This window comes from Flavobacterium sp. Arc2 (assembly GCF_041431385.1).
Classification (GTDB): Bacteria; Bacteroidota; Bacteroidia; order Flavobacteriales; family Flavobacteriaceae; genus Flavobacterium.
This window is the reverse complement of record NZ_JASMRH010000012.1, coordinates 60821-82990: the sequence shown is the minus strand read 5'-3', so window position 1 is coordinate 82990 and position 22170 is coordinate 60821. Positions and strand designations below refer to the sequence as shown.

21 protein-coding genes are annotated in these 22170 nt (G+C 32.6%); 15 read left to right on the top strand and 6 right to left on the bottom strand.

Features of this window, described 5'->3' with window-relative positions; all coding sequences use genetic code 11:
• Positions 1–19 precede the first annotated feature (19 nt).
• From QO182_RS10155 to QO182_RS10095, 13 genes are all read left to right on the top strand, one after another.
• Positions 20–838 carry a hypothetical protein gene (locus tag QO182_RS10155; RefSeq protein ID WP_371561410.1) on the top strand — a complete coding sequence of 273 codons (819 nt, stop codon included), beginning with the start codon at positions 20–22 and terminating at the stop codon, positions 836–838.
• A gap of 24 nt (positions 839–862) precedes the next feature.
• Positions 863–1573 carry a 2,3-diphosphoglycerate-dependent phosphoglycerate mutase gene (locus QO182_RS10150; protein ID WP_371561407.1) on the top strand — a complete coding sequence of 237 codons (711 nt, stop codon included), beginning with the start codon at positions 863–865 and terminating at the stop codon, positions 1571–1573.
• 12 nt (positions 1574–1585) lie between these two features.
• Positions 1586–2086 (top strand): hypothetical protein, encoded by a 501-nt coding sequence (locus QO182_RS10145; RefSeq protein WP_371561404.1) that lies wholly within the window; start codon positions 1586–1588, stop codon positions 2084–2086.
• A 12-nt stretch (positions 2087–2098) separates the two neighbouring features.
• Positions 2099–2674 (top strand): HdeD family acid-resistance protein, encoded by a 576-nt coding sequence (locus tag QO182_RS10140; protein WP_371561401.1) that lies wholly within the window; start codon positions 2099–2101, stop codon positions 2672–2674.
• Positions 2675–2706: 32 nt separating this feature from the next.
• Complete coding sequence (locus QO182_RS10135; protein WP_371561398.1) at positions 2707–4299, top strand: oleate hydratase; 1593 nt, start codon at positions 2707–2709, stop codon at positions 4297–4299.
• A 277-nt stretch (positions 4300–4576) separates the two neighbouring features.
• Entirely contained in the window at positions 4577–5035 is a 459-nt protein-coding gene (locus QO182_RS10130; protein WP_371561394.1) for a redoxin domain-containing protein, read from the top strand.
• 11 nt (positions 5036–5046) lie between these two features.
• Positions 5047–5562, top strand: a complete 516-nt coding sequence (locus tag QO182_RS10125) for a DsbA family protein (RefSeq protein ID WP_371561391.1) — start codon at positions 5047–5049, stop codon at positions 5560–5562.
• A 141-nt stretch (positions 5563–5703) separates the two neighbouring features.
• A complete protein-coding gene (locus QO182_RS10120; RefSeq protein WP_371561390.1) occupies positions 5704–6345 on the top strand; it encodes a DUF2238 domain-containing protein in 642 nt (213 codons plus the stop codon).
• A 67-nt stretch (positions 6346–6412) separates the two neighbouring features.
• Positions 6413–6889: a Dps family protein gene (locus tag QO182_RS10115; protein WP_371561387.1), complete on the top strand. Its 477-nt coding sequence runs from the start codon at positions 6413–6415 to the stop codon at positions 6887–6889.
• Positions 6890–7474: 585 nt separating this feature from the next.
• A complete protein-coding gene (locus QO182_RS10110) occupies positions 7475–8128 on the top strand; it encodes a BON domain-containing protein (RefSeq protein ID WP_371561384.1) in 654 nt (217 codons plus the stop codon).
• 253 nt (positions 8129–8381) lie between these two features.
• On the top strand, positions 8382–9278 hold the full coding sequence (locus tag QO182_RS10105; protein ID WP_371561381.1) for a 3-hydroxyacyl-CoA dehydrogenase: 897 nt from the start codon (positions 8382–8384) through the stop codon (positions 9276–9278).
• Between the two features lie 124 nt (positions 9279–9402).
• Positions 9403–10035, top strand: coding sequence for an NAD(P)H-dependent oxidoreductase (locus QO182_RS10100; RefSeq protein ID WP_371561378.1), 633 nt, complete (start codon positions 9403–9405; stop codon positions 10033–10035).
• Positions 10036–10127: 92 nt separating this feature from the next.
• The gene (locus QO182_RS10095; RefSeq protein WP_371561375.1) at positions 10128–10892 is read left to right on the top strand and encodes an exodeoxyribonuclease III; all 765 of its coding nucleotides are present in this window, start codon (positions 10128–10130) and stop codon (positions 10890–10892) included.
• A gap of 14 nt (positions 10893–10906) precedes the next feature.
• Here the strand turns inward: QO182_RS10095 and QO182_RS10090 are convergent, their stop codons facing one another.
• Together QO182_RS10090 and QO182_RS10085 are read right to left on the bottom strand one after the other, a co-directional pair.
• On the bottom strand, positions 10907–11266 hold the full coding sequence (locus tag QO182_RS10090) for a hypothetical protein (protein WP_371561373.1): 360 nt from the start codon (positions 11264–11266) through the stop codon (positions 10907–10909).
• 200 nt (positions 11267–11466) lie between these two features.
• Positions 11467–12240, bottom strand: coding sequence for a sigma-70 family RNA polymerase sigma factor (locus QO182_RS10085; protein ID WP_371561370.1), 774 nt, complete (start codon positions 12238–12240; stop codon positions 11467–11469).
• 276 nt (positions 12241–12516) lie between these two features.
• On the opposite strand from QO182_RS10085, the gene ligD reads away from it, so the two are divergent.
• Complete coding sequence (gene ligD, locus QO182_RS10080; RefSeq protein WP_371561367.1) at positions 12517–13422, top strand: non-homologous end-joining DNA ligase; 906 nt, start codon at positions 12517–12519, stop codon at positions 13420–13422.
• 160 nt (positions 13423–13582) lie between these two features.
• Here ligD and QO182_RS10075 read toward each other — a convergent pair whose 3' ends face one another.
• Genes QO182_RS10075 through QO182_RS10065 form a run of 3 tightly spaced genes read right to left on the bottom strand, consistent with a single transcriptional unit; the run spans position 13583 to position 18480 of the window.
• Positions 13583–14653 (bottom strand): response regulator, encoded by a 1071-nt coding sequence (locus QO182_RS10075; RefSeq protein WP_371561364.1) that lies wholly within the window; start codon positions 14651–14653, stop codon positions 13583–13585.
• A gap of 1 nt (position 14654) precedes the next feature.
• Positions 14655–17420 carry a PAS domain S-box protein gene (locus QO182_RS10070; protein ID WP_371561361.1) on the bottom strand — a complete coding sequence of 922 codons (2766 nt, stop codon included), beginning with the start codon at positions 17418–17420 and terminating at the stop codon, positions 14655–14657.
• Positions 17413–18480, bottom strand: a complete 1068-nt coding sequence (locus tag QO182_RS10065; protein WP_371561358.1) for a mechanosensitive ion channel family protein — start codon at positions 18478–18480, stop codon at positions 17413–17415. The genes QO182_RS10070 and QO182_RS10065 overlap by 8 nt, the downstream gene beginning before the upstream one ends.
• A gap of 337 nt (positions 18481–18817) precedes the next feature.
• Between QO182_RS10065 and QO182_RS10060 the strand changes: the two genes are divergently transcribed.
• Complete coding sequence (locus QO182_RS10060; protein ID WP_371561356.1) at positions 18818–19735, top strand: bestrophin family protein; 918 nt, start codon at positions 18818–18820, stop codon at positions 19733–19735.
• Between the two features lie 66 nt (positions 19736–19801).
• Here the strand turns inward: QO182_RS10060 and QO182_RS10055 are convergent, their stop codons facing one another.
• Complete coding sequence (locus QO182_RS10055) at positions 19802–22060, bottom strand: acyl-CoA dehydrogenase (protein WP_371561354.1); 2259 nt, start codon at positions 22058–22060, stop codon at positions 19802–19804.
• Positions 22061–22170: the final 110 nt, after the last annotated feature.

Below are 22170 nucleotides of genomic sequence, written 5' to 3'. Positions count from 1 at the left end.
ACATTTAAAATTTAGAAAAATGGCAAATATTATAGTCATTCCGTTTAAGGAAGAAGAAAACGCAATCGCGGCTTTACACAAAATGAAAGAACTAGATGGATATGGAGATATTACGCTCTATGAACATATGATGATTCGTAAAAAAGCACACAATCAGTACGAAGTATTATTCTATCAGGAAGAAGGTGAGGGATGGAGAACATTTACAGGAATGGCTCTTGGTGGTCTTGTAGGAGCTCTTGCCGGACCTTTAGGATTTTTTGTAGGTCTTTATACCGGTACACTAGCAGGAGCTGCATGGGATGTTAGTCACTATGATTTTGAAGAGGATCTAGTTAAAAGAGTTAGTAATAAAATGAACATTGGAACTATAGCAATTATTGCCGAGGTTGGAGAAGATAGTTCCATATTTATTGATAATGCTGTTAAGCCTTTTACTTCAGAAATAATTAGAAGTGAAGCCGGAATTGAATTTGATGATTATATCGACGAACAGATCGAGGATTTAGAGGATGAAATTGGAGAGGAACGTGAGAAGCTAAGAAAAGCTACGGCAGAAGAAAAATCTAAAATTAAATCTAAAATTGCGGATTTAAAAGCAAAGAGAAAGGCAAAAATCAATGATTTAGAAGATAAAAGAAAATCAGCTTTAAAAGAAATTGGAGAAAAAACAAAAGCCAGAATTGAAAAATTAGAATCCCGTCTTAAAGGTTATGAGAATGGTATCTCTGACGCATTTAGCAAAGCAAAAATAAACAGAATAAAAAACAGAATAAAAAAGCAAGAAGAAAAATTAGTCCATCTGCTTAACGAATTGGATGAAGAAATTATGGATTAATAAAAATTTCAGAATTAAACTCAAATGGGAAAACTTATACTGGTAAGACACGGAAAAAGCTTGTGGAATATAGCCAATATATTTACTGGGTGGACAGATATAGATCTTGCTCCCGAAGGAATAGAAGAAGCAAATATAGCTGGTACTATTATTAAGGATCATAATATATCCATTGACATCTGTTTTTCGTCTTATCTAAAAAGAGCCATCAGGACAGGATTAATCATTTTAGAAAATGCTAACATGATGCACGTAGATTTCATTAAAAGTTGGAAACTAAATGAACGAAATTATGGTGCGTGGCAGGGAAGAAATAAAGACGAGGTAAGAAGAGAAGTTGGAGAAGAACTTTTCTTGAAGGTTAGAAGGGGTTTTAGTACTCCGCCTCCAAGTATGTTACTTACTGATAAGAGACATCCCAGATTTGACCCTTTGTACGATAAAATTAGTCGGAACTATTTACCCGCAAGTGAATCTTTAGAAGAAACAGAAATTCGCGTAGTTGAATATTTTTTTGAAGTTATTGTGCCTGAATTGGTGAAAGGAAAGACGGTACTAGTTGCTGCTCATGGTAATTCTATAAGAGCATTAATGGGACATATTGAAAATATTTCTTCTGCCGATATTCCAAAGGTTACGGTGCAAACAGGAATGTTAAACATCTATGAGTTTGATAATAATATGAGTTTAAAAGAGCAATATAAATTAGAGAAAAAAAGCGAAATAAAAATTTAATACAAACTAATTATGAAAACAAATATTTTATCCTTAACCATCATAACATTGATGACAGGAACTATTTTAACTAGCTGTGGAAAAACCACTAAAGAAGATGCGACAGCCGTTAAAGAGGATGTCACAATATTAAATAAAGATTTAGAAAAAGGAGCAGAGGATACTGGCAATGCTGCTAAAGAAGCTGTTAATGCAGATTGGGAAAAGTTTGAGGCTACTTCTAAAATAGCCATTGAAAACACAGATAAACAGATTAAAGATCTTAGAGCTAAAATAGCTTTAGCAAACAAAGACGAAAAAGTAAAATTGACTGAGAAGCTGGATAAACTAGAGCAAAAAAACAAAGAATTAAAAGAGAAATTAGATAAAAGAGGAGAAGAATTTAAAGAAGATGTTAAGGAATTTGACGAATCAGCTAAAGAAGATGAACAAAAGTTTGAGAGAGAGTTCACTCATGATATGGATGAATTAGGTACCGCTTTAAAAGATCTTTTTAAAGACAATGTAAAATAAAAAAAGAGAAATATGTCAACTACTATTCTAAGTACAGTTCAATCTGCAGTAAAAAATTGGTGGATTTCCCTAATGTTAGGCATTCTATATATTTTTGCAGGAATTTGGGTTTTTCAAACGCCATTAGCAAGTTACGTATCATTAAGTATTATTTTTAGCCTATTTATTTTTGTTTCTGGAATATCACAAATTATATTTTCTATTTCAAATAAAGAACAGTTACAAAGTTGGGGTTGGTATTTAGCAGGAGGTATTCTTGATCTTATTGTAGGAATACTATTGATATCACATCCATTAATGACGATGGCTATTTTACCATTCTATGTAGGTTTTTGGTTGTTATTTCAAAGTATGATGGCAATTGGACTTTCATTTCAATTTAAAAGTGAAAATGTACCCAATTGGGGATGGTTGCTTTTGCTAGGAATTTTAACATTACTGTTTGCATTTTTGTTATTGGCTAATCCTGTGTTTGCTGGTTTAAGTATAGTTTATATGACTGGACTCGCATTTATTTCGGCAGGTGTTTTTAGAATATTTTTAGCCTTTGAACTAAAAAGTCTTCACAATAAAATAAAAGAATATTAATAATCATAATTGATGTATTGTAACACAAACTCATGAAAAATAAAAAAAATAAAACTCCCGAAAATTCAAAAGTATATTTAATCGGGAGTGGTATCGCTTCACTCGCAAGCGCTGTTTACCTTATAAAAGACGCTAAAGTTCTTGGTTCTAACATACATATCCTTGAAAAAAGTAAAATCGCTGGAGGTGCGCTTGATGGCGCAGGAAACAAAGAAGAGGGTTTTGTAGTAAGAGGTGGACGCATGCATGAACCACATTATACTTGTTATTGGGATCTGTTATCGAATATTCCCTCTCTAGAAAATCCCCTTGTCACGGTAACAGAGGAGTCCTTGGAATTCAATAAAAGGTTTGTTTCTAATGGACAGGCTAGACTGTTAAAAGACGGACAGAAATTAGATGTTTCGTCTTACGGACTTTCATTAGTAGAACAAACAGAGCTATTGAGATTGTTATTTGCTTCTGAAAAATCACTTGGAAAGAAAAGAATTGAAGATTGGTTTGACCAAGAGTTTTTTGTTACTAATTTTTGGTACATCTGGTCTTCCATGTTTGCGTTTCAAAAATGGAGCAGCCTTGCCGAAATGAGACGTTATATGCGACGCTTTATTCATATGATTGATGGGTTGAATAAACTGGGTGGCGTAATGCGTACCAAGTACAATCAATATGATTCAGTTGTTGTTCCGTTAAAGCGTTATTTAGAAAAAGAAGGGGTTCATTTTACCATGGATTCTGAAGTCGTAGATATTGATTTTGATATCTCTTCTGATAAAAAAACAGCTACAGTACTGCATCTGAAAAATAGCAACGAAATTGTACTTACTGAGAATGACTATGTTTTCATTACTAATGGTTCCATAACAGATAGTACTGATAATGGAAATTGGACCAGAGCAGCTAAATTAAAAGGGATCGAAGAATCTGGTTCTTGGAAACTTTGGAAAAAAATCGCAGAAAAAGATACCGCTTTTGGTAATCCAAGTCCGTTTTGTGATGCTATCGATTTACAGAAATGGTATTCATTTACGGCCACATTAAAAGACAATACATTCCATGATTACATGGAAAATTTCTCGGGTAACGTTGATGGAACAGGTGGTTTAGTCACATTGACTGATTCGAATTGGCTGATGTCAATTGTTATTGCGCGTCAACCTCATTTTCCAAATCAACCAGATGATGTAAAGATTTTTTGGGGATATGGTTTATATCCTGATCGAAAAGGAAATTACGTGAATAAAACTATGGCAGAATGTACCGGTGCAGAAATGTTAGAGGAACTATGGTTTCACTTAAAGATTCAAGAACTTATGAAGCCAATTACAGCTGCAGGAAAAGTAAATTGTATTCCTACCGCAATGCCGTTTATAGATAGTTTGTTTATGCCAAGAAAAATGGGAGATCGACCAAAAGTGTTACCAAAAGGGGCTACAAATTTTGCCTTTTTAGGACAATTTGCTGAGGTACCTAAAGATGTGGTATTTACAGTTGAGTATTCTGTTAGAACGGCACAAACTGCAGTCTATGGATTATTTAAAACAGATAAAAAAGTGTTACCCGTATATGAATCAATTCATAGCCCAGAAGCACTTATTAAAGCTGCTAAAGCTATTAGTAGATAAAAGAAAAGGTTGCTAACCTGTTTTAAAATTAAGGCAGGCTACTAATTCAAATTAATTTTATAACATAAGCTTTGATTTAAAAACAGCTGTACCACTTTAGTGGTTAGCTGTTTTTTTTAGCGTTTACAATTAGTTGTAAAAACATGGAAATGAAGTAACATACGCTTAAAATTCCATAATCATAAAACGACTCACAATGGTTACATTTGAGTATGATTTTAAAGGAGCAAATGAAAAGTTGATTTGTTTCTAATGTTTAATTTAAATAATAATAAATATGTTACATAAAAACGATGCTGCACCCAATTTTACTTTATACGCTTCACCTGATCAAGAAATATCTTTAGCTGATATGAAAGGTAAAAATGTAATTCTTGCATTTTATCCCGCAGATTGGAGTCCAGTTTGTAGCGATCAAATGGCTTTATATAATGAAACGCTCAAGTATTTCAAAAAGCATGACGCCGAAATAGTTGGTATATCAGTAGATAGTAAATGGTGTCATAAGGCTTTTGCAGATTCACGCAACCTACACTTTCCTTTATTAGCCGACTTTGAACCAAAAGGGGCCGTTTCAAAAGCTTATGGAGTTTACGATGAGGTTGAAGGGCAATCTAAACGAGCTTTATTTGTAATCAACAAAGAAGGAGTTATCGAATGGAGTTTTCTCTCTCCAAATGAAAAAAACCCTGGTGCTGATGGTATTCTAGAAGCATTAGAAAATATGAACAAATAAAAAACAAGAAAATGAGTTTACATCCAGAAGTTAATAAAAAAGATCATATCAAAGGAGATTCAAACGCTAATTTAGAAATTGTAGAATTTGGAGATTTTCAATGCGGACATTGTGGTGCCGCACACCCAGTTGTAGAAAAAATAATAAAAGAATTTGGTAACCAAGTTAGCTTTGTTTTTAGAAATTTTCCTTTATCAGAAATGCATAAAAATGCTCGTGAAGCTGCAAAAGCCGCCGAAGCAGCTGCTATACAAGGAAAATATTGGGAGATGCATAATAGAATATTTGAAAACCAAGAGTATTTACAATCGAATGACTTTATTGCTCATGCCGAAAAATTAGGACTGGATATTGAAAAATTCAAAAATGATATGGAACTAACTAGTATAGCCGAAAAAATTGATGATGATTTTGAAAGCGGTATTCGAAGCGGTGTAAATGGGACGCCTTCTTTTTTCGTTAACGGAAAAAAATTTGATGGAGATGCTGTTAATTTGTTAGCGGTAATTGAGGGGACTGTAGAATAGCAGCTAATAAACCTGTACCGTTAAACCGTGCTAATTATAACAGTTAAAGGTAATAGCATACTTAATGTGCTTTAGCTTATAAATAATTATTCCCCTTTAAGTATTTGATACCTAAAGGGGATAATTTTAATATAGTAATAAATGAAAAGGAATAGTATTCTAAACAATAAAAAGGGTTGGTTTATTGCTGTATTTATGATTGTTTGGATCAATTCATTAATTGGAACTACAGATATTAATAATTGGTTTATAGAAAATACCTTAACCGTTATTGCGTTACTTTTTTTAATAATCACTTATAAAAAATATCGTTTTAGTAACTTTAGCTATTTCTTGATTTGTATTTTTTTATGCTTGCATGTATATGGTTCTAAATATACGTATGCTGATAATTTATTTGGTTATTGGCTTCAAGCCAAATTAGACACTACAAGAAATCAATATGATAGAATAGTTCATTTTAGTTTTGGCTTACTATTGTATTATCCTATACAAGAATTGCTTTCAAAATGGATTAAAATCCCAAAGTATCTTGCTTTAAAATTGCCAGTTTTAATAATTATTTCGGCTAGTGCTTTATATGAAATTATAGAATGGTTAGTCGCTGATAAATTTTTTGTAGCAGAGGGAGCTTCTTATTTAGGATTGCAAGGCGATGTATGGGATTCGCAAAAGGATATGGCATTAGCTTTCTTGGGCGCCGTACTTGCTGCTATAGCTATGCATTTTTATATTTTTTCTAAAAAGGAACATAACAGTAGTGAAAAAATCATCCAGTACTGATCTAGGTCAGTATAATTGTTTTGAGCATCTAATACCTTTGTACAATCATTAATTTAAAACTAAAAAAATGAAAACACCTAATATTGGAATTTCAGCAGAAAACAGACAACTAATAGCAGACCAATTGTCAAAAATAGTAGCAGACGAATTCATACTTTATTCAAAAACGCTTAATTTTCATTGGAATATTGAAGGGCCTGATTTTCATTCAGTACATCTTTATTTAGAAACTTTGTATGAAGAACAACAAGAGGTCATTGATACTGTAGCCGAAAAAATACGCGCTTTAGGTCATTATGTACCCGCTACTTTAAGTAAATATTTAGAATTAACACATCTTACAGAACAAACAAAGGGAAAGAACGACAGTCAAAGTATATTCACTGAATTGTTAGAAGACCACGAAAGTATAATTGTTTTTATTAGAGAAGAGATACAACCCATTGCTGAGAAAATGAAAGCTGATGGTATTAGTGATTATATTACAGGATTGATGGAACAACACGAGAAAACTGCTTGGATGTTGCGTTCACATTTAAAATAAAATAGTGTTTTAAGTTTACCTAGTCAGCATATTTAAAAACCCAAACAGTATCTATTCTGTTTGGGTTTTTAATTTTTTATGATAGTTAGCTTTTCAAATTAGTCTTGTTTTTATAAATTTAAACAGCATTAAAAATGAATAATTTAGTAAAGACAATGGGGATGCGTTATTAATTTCTATAGTCCTTTTATAGATGCTTTTTAACCCGATGGAGAGAAAGAACCTGATCGAGGTACAAATGAGTGGGTAGTGAAAAATCGAGCTGTTTAAATGATGTAAAGACGGAATTAATGGGGATAGGGACCAAGACCAAATAACCAACTTAATGATACCGCCGGAATCAAAATGTAGGAGCTTATGGCGAGACTAACTAACTGGTGAGTAGAATGCAGAGATTGTCCTTATAAAAACGTCTAATGCAATGATTGACATAGTGGTTTTTATAATTGAATAGTATAAGATGCCTTTCTAAAACTTATCATTTTGTTAAATATATAAAATAATATTACATACTGATGTAGGTCAGTGTCAGTGTTTTAAAGTCATAATACCTTTAAACTATTATTAATTTAAATAAATAATATTATGAGAACAGATTTAAGTATTAAAGAAGATGTTTTAGATGAATTAGAATGGCAACCAAGCATCGATGAAACCCAAATAGGAGTTACTGTAAAAGATGGTATCGTAACGTTATCTGGAACCGTTGATAGTTATGTAAAAAAACAAGAAGCTGAAAAAGCTGCGGGCAGTGTAGCTGGGGTAAAAGCTGTAGCTGAAGAGATAGTGGTTAATTACGGTACAAATTCACAAAAGTCAGATACAGAAATTGCAACGGCAGCAGTTAATGCTTTAAAATGGAATATCTCTGTACCGATGAATAAAATCGACGTTAGAGTCGAAAACGGTTGGGTTTATCTAACGGGTGAAGTGATGTGGGAATTTGAAAAAAATGCCGCTAAAAAAGCCGTTGAAAAGCTACCAAGTGTAAAATATGTAGTAAACAATATTACATTAAAAAACACAGTTAATGCTGACGATATTAAAGAAAAAATAAAAAAAGCATTCGAACGCTCTGCCGATATTAATGCAAAAGATATTACCGTAAAAGCTGATGGACACACCGTAAAACTGACAGGTAAAGTACATTCATTGAAAGAAAAAGATAATGCAAGAAGAACAGCTTTTTATGCACCAGGAGTATGGGATGTTGAGAATGAATTAGAAGTTGAATATTAGTTTTTGTCTGAAAAAAGATAAAGAAAGTCAATATCAACGTATTCTTATAAAAACTGCCTTAATTCACTAGAATGGATTAAGGCAATTTTGTGTACTGACCTAGGTCAGTCATTAGTGAATTTTTCTGTAGTAATTTTGTGTCAGAAGATAAAAATAGTATTATGAATCGAATCGGTACTACTTTTTTTAAAGGAGTAAATAATAGCACTCCTGCTTTATAAAAAGAAAATAAGAAATAATTAAAACTATAAAAATGAACTATAAAAATATTACAGTAGCTGGAAGTGGCGTTTTAGGATATCAGATTGCATTTCAAACAGCGTTTCATGGTTTTCATGTAACCGTTTACGACATTAATGATGCCGTGTTAGAAAAAGCAAAAGCAAAATTTGAAAGTTTGAGTGAAGCTTATAAAAAAGATTTAAAGGCGACACAAGAGCAATTAGATAAAACCTTTCAAAACCTTAGTTATAATTCTGATTTAGCAGCTGCTGTTGCAAATGCCGACTTAGTAATTGAAGCTGTACCCGAAAGCCCAAAAATAAAAATAGATTTTTACAATAAATTAGCAAAAGTAGCTCCTGAGAAAACTGTTTTTGCGACAAACTCTTCGACACTCTTACCAAGTGAATTTGCTGAAGCAACAGGAAGACCTTCAAAATTTTTAGCATTGCATTTTGCAAATACGATCTGGATTCATAACACAGCAGAAATCATGGGTCATGCTACCACAGACCCTAAAGTTTTTAAAGACGTTGTTAGTTTTGCCAAAGCTATTGGGATGTTAGCTTTACCATTAAACAAAGAACAGCCTGGATACATTCTTAATTCCTTATTAGTCCCCTTGTTAAGTGCTGCAACAAACTTGTTAGTAAATGAAGTTGCTGATCCAGAAACGATAGATAAAACTTGGATGAAAGCAACGGGAGCTCCACTAGGACCTTTTGCAATTCTTGATGTTGTAGGGATCACAACAGCTTATAATATTAATATAATTGCTGCAGAGAAAAATCAAGATGAATTAAAAATTAAAACAGTAAAATACTTAAAAGAGAATTTTATTGATAAAAATAAATTAGGTGTTTCAACTGGCGAAGGATTTTATAAATATCCCAATCCAGCTTATAAAGATCCTGATTTCTTAAAATAGATTGTAACTGATTTTATAGATTATGTCATTTGATTCTAGGGTTTATAGCACTCCTGGAATTACTAATGTAATAAATGAACTTAAAGTAGAACATTATTCAATATACATGTAAAAGCAACGCGATATGGAACTGTTAGAAAAATTGAAATGGCGATATGCCACAAAAGCGATGAACGGTAAAAAAGTGCCGCAGAAAAAAGTAGACGAAATTATTGAAGCCGCAAGATTAGCGCCTACTTCAAGTGGATTACAGCCTTTTGAAATCATAGTTGTAACTAATCCAGAAGTGAAGCAAGAAATTAGAAAGATAGCTTGGGATCAGTCTGTGGTTACAGATTGTTCTCATTTATTAGTCTTTGCTGCTTGGGACAATTATACTACCGATCGGATAAATAAAATGTTTGATTTAACCAATACTATTCGGGATTTAAAAAATGAAGGATGGGAAAGTTATCGTCAAATGTTATTAAATAGCTATTCGCAAAGGGATCCTGAAGTGAACTTTAACCATGCGGCCAGACAAGCTTATATCGCTTTTGGGCTTGCTGTAGTTGCAGCAGCTTTTGAAGGTGTTGACAGCACACCTATGGAAGGTTTTGATCCCGATTCCTTAGACAAGATTTTAGGATTGAGAGAAAAAGGACTTCGAAGCTGCGTATTACTGGCCTTAGGATATAGGGATGTAGAAAAGGATTGGCTGGTTAATCTAAAAAAAGTTAGGAAAAGTACTGAGGATTTGGTTACTTTTATCGATTAATAGACTTACAATTAAAATAGAATAGTTCAAAAGCAACTTGTTTTTTACTAGGACTCGATTAAGTGGACTAACTAATTTTTAGACTGAAATATATGAGAATTGTTTCTTGGAATATAAATGGCATAAGGGCTATTGTGAAAAAAGATTTTTTTGAATCGATCGAAGCAATGAATCCTGACATCCTGTGTTTACAGGAAACAAAAGCTCAGGATAGTGAAGTGGAAAAGGCGTTATCACCACTACAAGGTTATAATCATAATTATAATTCAGCAACTAAAAAAGGTTATTCAGGAACAGCAGAATTAAGTAAAATAAAGCCTGTATCATTTACTAATGATATGAACTTTTTAGAACACGATGCGGAAGGGAGAATACAATGCGCTGAATATATAGACTTCTATTTGGTTAATGTTTATGTTCCTAACTCTGGACAACAATTAGATCGTTTAGACTATAGAAAAAAATGGGATATCGATTTTCTCAATTACTTAAAAGATTTAGAGAAGACTAAACCTGTTATCGTTTGCGGTGATTTTAATGTGGCTCATAAAGCAATTGATTTAAAAAATGATAAAGCAAATTACAATAAAACAGCCGGTTATACTCAAATTGAAATCGATGGAATGGATAATTTTATCAATGCGGGGTTTGTAGATTCCTTTAGATATTTTCATCCCAATGATATTGCATATACCTTCTGGAGCTATCGTTTTAAGGCGAGGGAACGTAATACGGGCTGGAGAATTGATTATTTTTTAGTGAGTAGTTCTTTGGTTGATAAGATAAAATCGGTGGAAATATTGCCTCAATATTACGGGTCAGATCATTGCCCAATTAGTATGGAAATTATTTTTTAGTGAAATCAAATGACTCACCTTCGCGCGTTGAGGTACTCTTTTAAAACATCTATTTGAAATGCTCCCACAGTAGATAAATTTGAATCTGCGTTCATCAATACTAGTCCATAGCCTAATTTCGATAACTTACAGTCCTGAATTATTTCTCTGGTGATTGCGCTATAAACTGGTTTAAAATGTTTCTGAACCTGGATTCCTGAAGCATTTGCAACCTTAATCGCCGCTGTAAAAGCATTTGCAATTTGATCTGGTGACAATCCTTTATCTAATAGGTCACTAGCTAAATGCTTCATATTTATCGTATAGTAAAAATTCATAAAATTATGAATGTTATTATTTACTTTGTATCCTTTTTCAAATAGTATTAGTTCCATATTTATAATTTCTAAATTAAGATGTAATCACGTCGTTTTTATTTATGTCTATTTTAAAAAAAAGCGGGCTATTTGTTCTTTTTTTAATGTTAGTGATTTGATTATCAGCTAAAAAGCACACGTAAAAGTCTAAGAAAAACAGCTAGTTCTTTATGAATTGTTTGCAATTTGTGTTATAATTTTATTCTTAGTACAAGTGTTTAATTATCAATAGAGTAGCGGTTCAATAAACTTACTTGTATTATTTTTTTCGCCTCATTCAAAAGTTGTTCAACTTCCTCAAGCGTATTATTTCTTATCTGGGCAATTTCTTCCAGTTCTAGTTGTTGACTATTAAACAACTCAAAAACATTTCGCATCGAGTACGGTAAATTGTGTAATACCATTGCTATGTGGTTTTGAATTTCTTCGGCACTTATGTCTTTATCAATTTTTTCAATCAACGCCTTTTGATTATCTTCTACAAAAACGTGGTTTAAAGTATAATCATTGTGGTTGTAAGACATATCATCTAGTTCTTCAATCATTAATAAATCTCCACCACCATCTGTACTATAATTTTCCTGCATTTCATCCCATTCAGGTTTAGAATAATCGTCAATGTTTTTAAAGAAAAACTCATCAAACTCTTCTTCTACGATAATGTCATCTAGTAATTCATTCGTTTTCTTAAATAACCAGAGATAAAAATCTTTTTCATGCTTAACGTCCTCTATATTATCATAGATTGTAATAAAAAGTTGGTCTATAATATCATCTGCTTTGAATTTATTTTTCGAAAAATGTCCTTTTTTAATCGCTGTATTCAGCTGTCCAGTGACATACTTTTTTATTTCAGGCATTATTTTCAATACTAGTGCATTAAAGTTGGGCTCATCACCTTCATTTTTTAGTTGAATAAGATCCTGAAAACTATCGCTTACGAATACACGGAACTCTTTTTTGTTACTATAATATGAAATATCTGTTTGCATAAGACGGCTGTTTTAATAAGTTAAGTATAAAGGTGCAAACTTGCTGGTACAGATAAAATGACGTAGGTCAGTCTATGAAAATAGAGCAACTGACTTACATCATTTAATTTGCTTTATAATCGAAGTATATTTGAATAAGCTGTTTGTAATGTGGCTAAAAAACATGGTTTTACAAAATAATATAGAAGTAGTGTAGTTGTTGAAAATAATTTCTTTAGGCCATTAAAATTGGACCAAAAGGAGAATATATTCCCTTAGACCTTAAAACAGAATCGTATGAAAACACAGCGTCATAATATCCAAATTACGCATAAGGAAAAAATTTTATTTCCTGAGTCTGGAATAACGAAAAATGATTTAATGGTCTATTATGAAAAAATAGCTAATCACTTACTTCCCTTTTTAAAAAACCGACCTTTAACAATGCAACGGTTTCCAAAAGGAATCGAAGAAGAAGGATTTTTTCAAAAAAGTGTGCCCGTATTCTTTCCTGATTGGATAAAAACAGAAGAGGTTAGGAAGGTTGGTGGGTGGTTAAATCAAGTAATTTGCGATACTAATGAAACACTCCTTTATTTAGTAAATCAATATGTCATCACCTTTCATACTTCATTAAGTACAATAGATAACATTGAATATCCGGATAAACTTATTTTTGATTTAGATTCTCCAATAGAAAATTTCGCATTGGCTATCGCAGGAGCTAAGGCTTTAAGAGAACTATTAGAAAATAATCTGGGCTTTAAGGCCTTTTTAATGACTACGGGGTCTAGAGGATTACACGTTATTGTTCCTTTAAAACAAAAAGAAGACTTTAATGAAATACACGCTTTTGCAAAAGTAATATCTAATTATATTGCTAGTCATAACCCAGATACATTTACAACTACAATTCGTAAAGATAAACGTGAAGGACGTCTTTATATTGACTATCTGCGAAATTCTTACGGACAAACAAGTGTTGCGCCATATTCTGTAAGAGCAATCGAAAAAGCGCCGGTAGCTACCCCTATATTTTGGAGTGAATTAGAGGATAATAATTTGAATGCACAGCTTTGGAACATCAATAATATTTTTGAAAGACTCGATACAAAAGATGATCCTTGGAAAGATTATCATGTTTCTGGAGCAAGCATTAAAAATGCTAAAGCTTTGATGGAAGAAAAATTAAGTACGAAATAATTCATTGAAACATTTCAAACTTTCTTAGTTCAATAGATATCATTCTAGTAATTGTTAAATTAGAATAGCGTATATACTTATATTTTAAGTTTTTATGTAAAATCGTAATTATTTATAGAAATTGAATTTAATGGGTTTAAGTTCTTTAAAAAGTGAATTACTAGTGATTATTTGCAATCTGTCCTAACTTATTTTTGTCTAACAAAACAAGTTTTCTGTTTGTTTCAACACTAATTAATCCTTCGTTTTTAAATTCAGTCAACATTCTAATGGCTGTTTCTGTAGCAGTTCCAATGAGTCCGGCAAAATCTTCCCTAGGAATGCTAATTCCCGTATGATCGTCATCTTTCATCATTCCTTTTTTGTCTAGTTCTAAAAGTGCTTTGGCAGTTCGTTGTCTTACAGTTGCAAACGCCATATCTACCAATTGCTCTTGTAGTTCAATGATATTATTAGATATCATACCAAAAAACTTATTTGAGACATCTCTATTTCCATATAGCAGTTGCGTAAATTCTTCTTTTGGAATAGCTAGAATCTCAGCATCTTCTAATACACTGGCGGTTTCTACATACGTTCCTGTTTTAGCAAGCAGGGACAGCTGACCTATAAAATCTCCGGGACCATATAAACCCATAACAAATTCTTTTCCTGACTCTGTAGATCTATATGTTTTTACATTACCTTTTTTAATAAAATATAATTGAAGTGCAGTACTTCCTTCTCTAAAGATCTCTTCCTTGTTTTTATATTTTTTAAGAGTACGTTCTTTAGATAACTCTTCAAGATTTAGATACTCTGATGCTTCATTTAAGAATTCGCTAATGCCGTCAATATTATTAGAAAACTCCTTTGTTATAAATTCCTTTTTCTTTAAGCGACATGCTATTGCGTCTAATAAATCTTCCTCTTCAAAAGGTTTAATTAAATAATCATCGGCACCTAAATTCATGCCTTTTCTTATATCGGCCTTTTCAGATTTTGCGGTAAGATAAATAAAAGGAATATTTGCTGTCTTTGGGTTTATACTTAAGCATTCATACACCCCATAACCATCTAATTCCGGCATCATAATATCGCAAATAATAATATCTGGAAGATGCTCGATTGCTTTTTCAATCCCTATTTTACCGTTTTCGGCAGTAATGACATTGTAATTTTCCAGTTCAAGAAGATCAGCTGTATTCTCTCTTACGTCTTGGTTGTCTTCAATTAAAAGTATTTTCTTCATTTTATTTTTTATTTAAAGGAAACTCAATAAAAAAACTAGTGCCCTCATTTAATTGACTCTTAAAACTGATAGTACCGCCCATTAATTCTGTATACTGTTTCACAATGTTTAATCCTAAACCAGTTCCTTGAATATTTGCAGCGTTATTAGCGCGATAAAAGCGTTCAAACATATTGTTTTGATCTTCGGTAGGAATACCAATACCTTGATCTTTAATTTCTATGTATACAAGCTGATGATTAGCTTCTATCTTAATAATTATTTCTTTATTATCTTCTGAATATTTTATTGCATTAGATAATAAATTATATATGATATGTTTAAGAAGTTTTAAATCTAGAAATACCTCAATTACTAAATGGTTACATTTTAATGTAATTATCTGGCCATTTTTTTTAATTCCATCTATTTCTTCGATTAATGATTTTGAGAAATCCACCAAATTAAACACTATTGGTTGGGCAATTATTTTTCCTTCTTGCAGTTTACTCAGGGATAGGAAATCATTAAGTATCACTACGAGGTTTTTAACATTTGACCTTATTTTAGAAACATAATTTAATCTTTTTTCTTCTTTACCAGCTTCATTTTGCTTTTCAATTAATATAGCTGAAGAAAGTATAGCACTCAAAGGGGTCCTGAATTCATGCGACGCCATCGAAATGAAACGTGATTTTAATTCGCTCAATTCCTGCTCTTTTTTTAAGGTATTAAACATTTCAAATTCGGCCTTCTTTTGCAAGGTAACGTTATTAAAAACTAATAAAACTTGTTCAATTTTTTTGTTGTTATTTGATAAAGGGGTAGTGTTGACAAGATAATGGTTGTCTTTATGTTCAATTTCAAAAGAGAGATGTTCTCCTTTGAGCGTTTTTTTGATGTTCTCTTTAACTATAGCCTTGATATAATCTGAAACTCCCACAACGTCATCAGTTCTTGTTTCTTTATCTGCTAAATTTTTGAAGCCCAATTCCACTAATTCCTCTCCTGCAATAAATACGATCTTAAATTTTAAGTCAATCACAGTAATAAATCCCCTAGGAAAATTATGAGAGACATCATCGAGTAGTTGTTTATTTCTCACAACTTTGGTTTCGGCCTCCTTGGTTTCATGGATTTGATCCTGAAGACTTACATTAGACTCCGTTAACTTTTGTACGACGGTTGTAAGTTCTTTAGTTCGATCTTTTACCTTTTCTTTTAACTCAATAGTATAATTGCGTAATTTTTCTTCGCTCTCTTTTAATTTTTCCTCTGCTTTTTTCTGGTTCGTAATGCTATTAGTTACTCCTATAATTCTTTCCGGATTTCCGTCTGCATCTTTAAAAACCTTTCCTTTCTCATGAAGCCAATGAACCGATAAATCAGAATGTACTATTCGATATTCAATAGTATAACTGCTACTATTTTTTATTGCGTCAGCTATAGTTGACTGCAGGTTGTCCCTGTCTTCAGGATAAATTTTCCGTAAAAAATCTAGGTAGCTAACAGTATATTCTTCTGGCTTAAAGCCAAATAAATAATTTTGATATGAATCTCTTACAAATATATCTGTATGTAAATTCCGGTACCAAGACCCAAATTCACCCGCTTCTAAGGTCAGTATTAATCTTTGTTCGTTTTCTAGGATGCTTTTTTCTGTAATTTTACTTTCGGTGATATCGCGTATAATACATAGAAAATTACCCTCATCGGTTTGAACTATTCGGGATTCTAAATGTTTCAACTCGCCCATAATAGTGAGTGAATATTCTACGATTTGGTTTTTTTTAGTTTTATCACAATTAGTAAAACCCATTCTTATTTTCTCGCAAACATTTTGCGGAAGCAACTTATCAATATTTTGGCCTATATGCTCGCTGTAAGGTGCTACGAGCTGAAAATCATTTGGAGCATTAACTTCAAGATGATTTCCGTGTTTGTCATAAAGAATCACTACGTCTGGTAAAGCCTCTAGTATGGCCTGAGTTTTTTCTTTACTGCTTTTTAGTTTTAATTCAATATTTTGATTCTTAGTAATATCTTGAATGGTGCCATACATTTCTTTTGCACTGCCTTTTTCATCATAAACTGTTTTTCCTTTTGCTAGGATATACCTCGTAGTACCATCTGGCCTAATGATCCTTTTCTTGTATTTATAGCGTGTTTTATTTATTATACCTTCGTATATCGTTTTGGCAACATTTTCTCTGTCCTCTGGATTAATAAAATTTCTTACGGTTTCTTTATTTAGCCGCTCATCTCCTGATGGAAGGCCATAGATTCTATAGAATTCGTCTGACCAACTTCTCTCGTTAGTTTGTAAGTTCCAATACCAGTTTCCAACATGTGCAATTTTCTGGGCTTCAGCCATTCTGCTTTCGCTAACTACTAATGCCTGTTTTGCAGACATACGCTCCGTAATATCAATTATAAAAGCAATTACCACTTGTTTATTGTCAATTTCAGTGGGACTTAAGCTTATTTCCAATTGAAATTGTGAACCATCTTTTTTTAATCCCCATAAATCTAAATTGTGGCCCATACGTCTAGCCTTCGGTTTTGTAGAATAATTGTCTCTATATGATTTGTGATTATTTTTAAATTCAGCAGGAATAAGACTTTCAACTTCTTTTTGAATTAATTCATTGCTTTTGTAACCAAACATTTGCTCGCTAGCAGGATTAGCTTTAATAATTAAACCATTGTCATCTATTACTAAAATTCCTTCTACTGAAGACTGGAAAATACTTTTAAAAAGGATGTCATCTTTTAGATTATCAATCATTTTTACTATTTTTAAATTCGTCCACTTGCCTTAATTTTGGTAAAGAATCAGGGTAATTTTCTTGTATAAACCCTATAAGCTGTTCTCTTATCTCACAGCGCATATTCCAAACATCGGTAGCATTTTTAGCACTAAATGTGGCACGTAATTCAATGGTTCTATCATCACTGTTTGTAACTAATAGTTCGCCTACTTTGTTATCCCATAAAGGATTAACTTTTAAAAGTGACAATAATTTTGTTCTTAATATCGCAACGGGAAATGTATAATCCACATGCAGAAAAACGCTGCCAATTAATTCTCTAGAACTAAAGGTCCAATTTACAAACGAGTTATCGCTAAAGAAATTAAGGGGTAAAACGAGACGTCTCCAATCCCAAGTTTTAATGACCACATAGGTTAAAGTTATATCTTCAACAACACCAAATTCTCCTTGTATAACAACTTCATCATCTATTTTAATAGGCTGAGTAAAAGCGATTTGAAAACCTGTTATTAGATTAGCAATCGATTTTTGAGCAGCGACACCTGCTATAATACCTATAACACCTGCTGAAGTTAGAATGGTAGTACCAATTTTTCTTGCCGCTGGAATATTCCATAAGATTACTGCAATAGCAATAGTGACGATGATAATAATGGAAAAACTCTTCATAAAGCGCAGTTGCGTCAATACCTTTCTCTCTTTTGCCTGATGGTAGCCATCAACAGTAAACTTTTCTTTAACAACTTCTTCTGAAGCATTTAATAATGTAATTATGACCCAAGAGAAATTGATGATAATAAAACTTTCAACCATCTTTTGCCAAAATGTATTTAGTTCAATAATACTAAAAGAACTATAGATAAATAGAAGAGGAAGTAAAAATTTAGTAGGTTTTTTTAAATGTTTTAGCAGTTGCGATTTTAAAATGGTTGGATTTCTTTGAGTAGAAAACTTAATAAACCAAAAAAGGCCCCATCGCAAGAGAAGACCTAATAAAATACAACCTAAGATTACTATACTATAAGTAATAATAGGTTCTAAATTGATTGTTGTTTTTATATCGTTGAAATTCATATGCTTAACAAAAATACACTAACAATTGGTTATTTAAAATGATTTATATCATATAATTTTTTAATTCGAATAAAAATTGAGTTGGGTTTAATAGAAGTACTCTACTAATGTTTTTATTCCCTTTGATAACTTTGTTGCGTACTGTAAAGCGAATAAGGAAATTAATTGATAGGGTCGGGGAGGCTAAACAAACTATCGTGAAACATTATCTATGAAACTTTCCAAGAATGAGTTTTTTTTTTCAGTATAGATTTTACTAATAAAAAGAGGAATAAATTTAAAACAAATCAATAGTAAAATTAGTAACTGAGTTGGTATTAATTACTAAATTTACGGTATGATTATAAAGAAAAAAACAAACTGGTTCGGTATGCTGTTTGAATGGAACGGCTCAGTTCTCCCTCAATTATTACCACGCTTACTTATTCTTTTCATATACACGATAGCTATTGTATATTTTAGAGATTCTTTACTACAGTACCATCTTTATGTAAACCCGGCAATTTTTACCCTTTTCGGAATTGCCTTAGCTATTTTTCTGGGATTTAGAAATACGGTCAGCTATGATCGATTTTGGGAAGGCCGAAAGCTTTGGGGCGCACTCTTAAATGATACTCGCTCACTTGCTCGTCAATCCCATACGCTTGTAGACGGAGTAGATTATCAAAAACAACGTACTCATTTTATAATGATGCTTGCGGCACTTGTTCATGCTTTAAAACACCAATTAAGAGAAACAAAGCCAGATGCTGATTTGGAACGCTTATTATCAGATTCTTATAATCAAAAACTACAAACAGCGGTTTTTAAGCCCATTGTTATTTTAAAAGAATTGGGACTTTGGGTAAATAAGGCAAAAATTGATGGGAAATTAGACAGTATAACGCAAGTAGCTTTTGATGAAAATCTTAATAAATTATCAGATATTATAGGTGGTTGTGAACGAATCGCCAGTACTCCAATACCCTATACATACAGTGTTTTATTGCATCGTACAGTATATATTTATTGTTTTTTGCTTCCTTTTGGTTTTGGCGAAAGTATGCTGTGGACTTTGCCCTTTGTAATTGTGTTTATAGCCTATACTTTTGTGGCGCTTGAAGCCATTGCAGATGAGTTAGAAGATCCCTTTGGTGTTGAGCCTAATGACTTAGCCTTAGACACTATGTCTGCAATGATTGAAAATACCCTTTTAGAGATTGATAACAAGAATATTGAACCTATTAAAAATTCCAAAGGGTATTATATCACTTAGGCTTTAAAGCATTAAAAGATAAGTTGGCTTTAATTTATATCGGACATTGATTTAATTTTTCGAATCTTAGAATGCAATGGGTGCGGCAAGACAGCTGTCTGGAATGTCAAATGCATTTACTAAAGAAACAGCATCCGGTCTAATTTCCCAACAAAGCTGATTGACCATCTTACGTATGGCTTTTGTTTTTACCGCTTCCATATAGCCATCCTCAAGATACCACCCTTTATTTTTCTCAATCTGAGAAAGTGCATACAATTGATATAATTTCAACAGGGCTTCTTTGCTGTTTTTGTCTTCAATAGTTTGTATGGCTTCTTGAAATTGTTCTAATACAACTCTTTCAAGATAAGCTTGAGCAACATCTATCATTTGATGCTGTACAACATTAAAAGCATCATAAGGATCAAGTCCGCTATCAATTAACTTTTTTATTCGCTTTGCCGCAGAGGCTAAAGTCGTTTTTTCTCTGTATTTAAAAGCATGTAAATGGAAATCCTCGTCAATTAAATGAGTATCATCTGTTTTTCTAGTTATAATTGGATTCTTTTCAGAAATTGAAGTTTTAGCATTCTCATAAACATAATTAATCATCCCCATTGCATCCATTTTGCCAAATGATTTTCTAAATTCTGACAAACGATTTTTAGCAACTAATTGCATTAATACTGTATTATCACCTTCAAAAGTAGTGTAGACTTCAGTATCATTTTTTAAAGCATCAATACGATTTTCAGACAAATAACCTTTGCCACCACAAGCCTCACGACATTCCTGTAAAATAGCAGTTGTGCTCCAAGTAGAGTAGGCCTTCATACCTGCAGCGAGCGCTTCAATTTCAGGCATTTCAGATTCACTTTTATTAATGAACCTTTGCGTTACATAGTGTAGCGCAAAATGAATTGCATATGTTTTTGCCAGTGATGGAAGGAGTCTGCGCTGGTGGATTCGGTAATTTAAGATTGGAACTTCAGAACCGCCTTCAGGTCCAAATTGCCTGCGCTGATCGCTATACCTAATTGCAATTGTTAATCCAGATTTGGCTGCAGCCAATGCAGATCTAGGAATCCCAATTCTGCCACCAACCAAAGTTCCTAACATGGTAAAAAAACGTCTGTTATCACTTGGAATCGGACTTTCAAATTCTCCCTTTTCATTTATCGAGGAAAAGCGATCTAGCATATTCTCTTTTGGGATTACCACATTTTCAAAACTTATTGTTCCATTATCAACGCCATTAAGCCCCATTTTTAGTCCGCAATCGCCTATAGTAATTCCTTTTAGAACTTTACTGTCAGCATCACGAAGAGGAACGATAAAAGCATTAACACCGTAATCAGTTTCACCAATGATTAATTTAGCAAAAACGGTAGCCATTTGTCCGTGTACGGCGGCGTTTCCAATATATTCTTTTTGTGCCTTTTCATTGGGTGTATGGATGGTAAATGTTTGGTCTTTATGATTGTATGTGGCTGTTGTTTCCATTCCTTTTACATTCGAGCCGTGATTCGTTTCTGTCATTGCAAAACAACCTGGTAGCTGAAGTGTACCAATATCCTTTAAGTACTTCTTGTAATGTTTTTCGGTACCAAGAGATTGAATGCTCATTCCCCAAAGTCCAAATTGTACTCCAAACTTGATTACTAAGCTTAAATCGTGGTAACTCAATGTTTCCATTACAGCAAAATAGTCTTCAATATTATCGCCACCGCCATATTCTTTTGGATAGGCCATATTCCCCAAATTTTCTTTTGCCAGGATTTTACACCAGTCGTATACTTTTTCCCTATAAACAGCCGTATCTGTCGAAGTTTCATAGGCAAATTCAGGTTGGCTAATAATATTTTTTACTTTTTTAATAATATTGGCTTGTTTTCCATCGAGAATTTGAGTCAATTTTTCTATTTCAAATCTATTGCTGGTTTGATGATTTGAAGTAAAGGTGTTTGCAATTGTTTTGAAGTCTCTCATAGCTTCTTCGCCTGAAATTCCTAAATCATTTTCGAGTTGTAGGAAAGCAGGTCTATGTTCGCTGATGCTTTTGTCATTTTCAGAAAGTAAAAGCGAAAGGTCAAAAATCGATCTACTTAAAGGTTTTTTCTGATGAATAATTTCAATTTCAGATTTCCAATTAGCGACTGCTTCTCTGGACGGAGGAGAAGAAACAGCAATTTTTGAAAGAAGCGTTTCCTGTTCCTCTTTAGAAAGCCAGCTTTGGGAAATGATAAATTGTTGTAAGGTCAAGAATTCTTTTTGACTTAAGAGATCATCAGACCAAACAAGGTAAAAAAGAGGTATAAAGGCTTTAAGTTTTGAGTTTTCCATGATAAATTTTGAATTGCGTTTTTAAACTTGTTGAAGATAACTAATTTTAATTTAAATAGGCCAAACCTATTCAGTTCAAGTGCCCTTTTTAACTTTGTATTAATACTTCT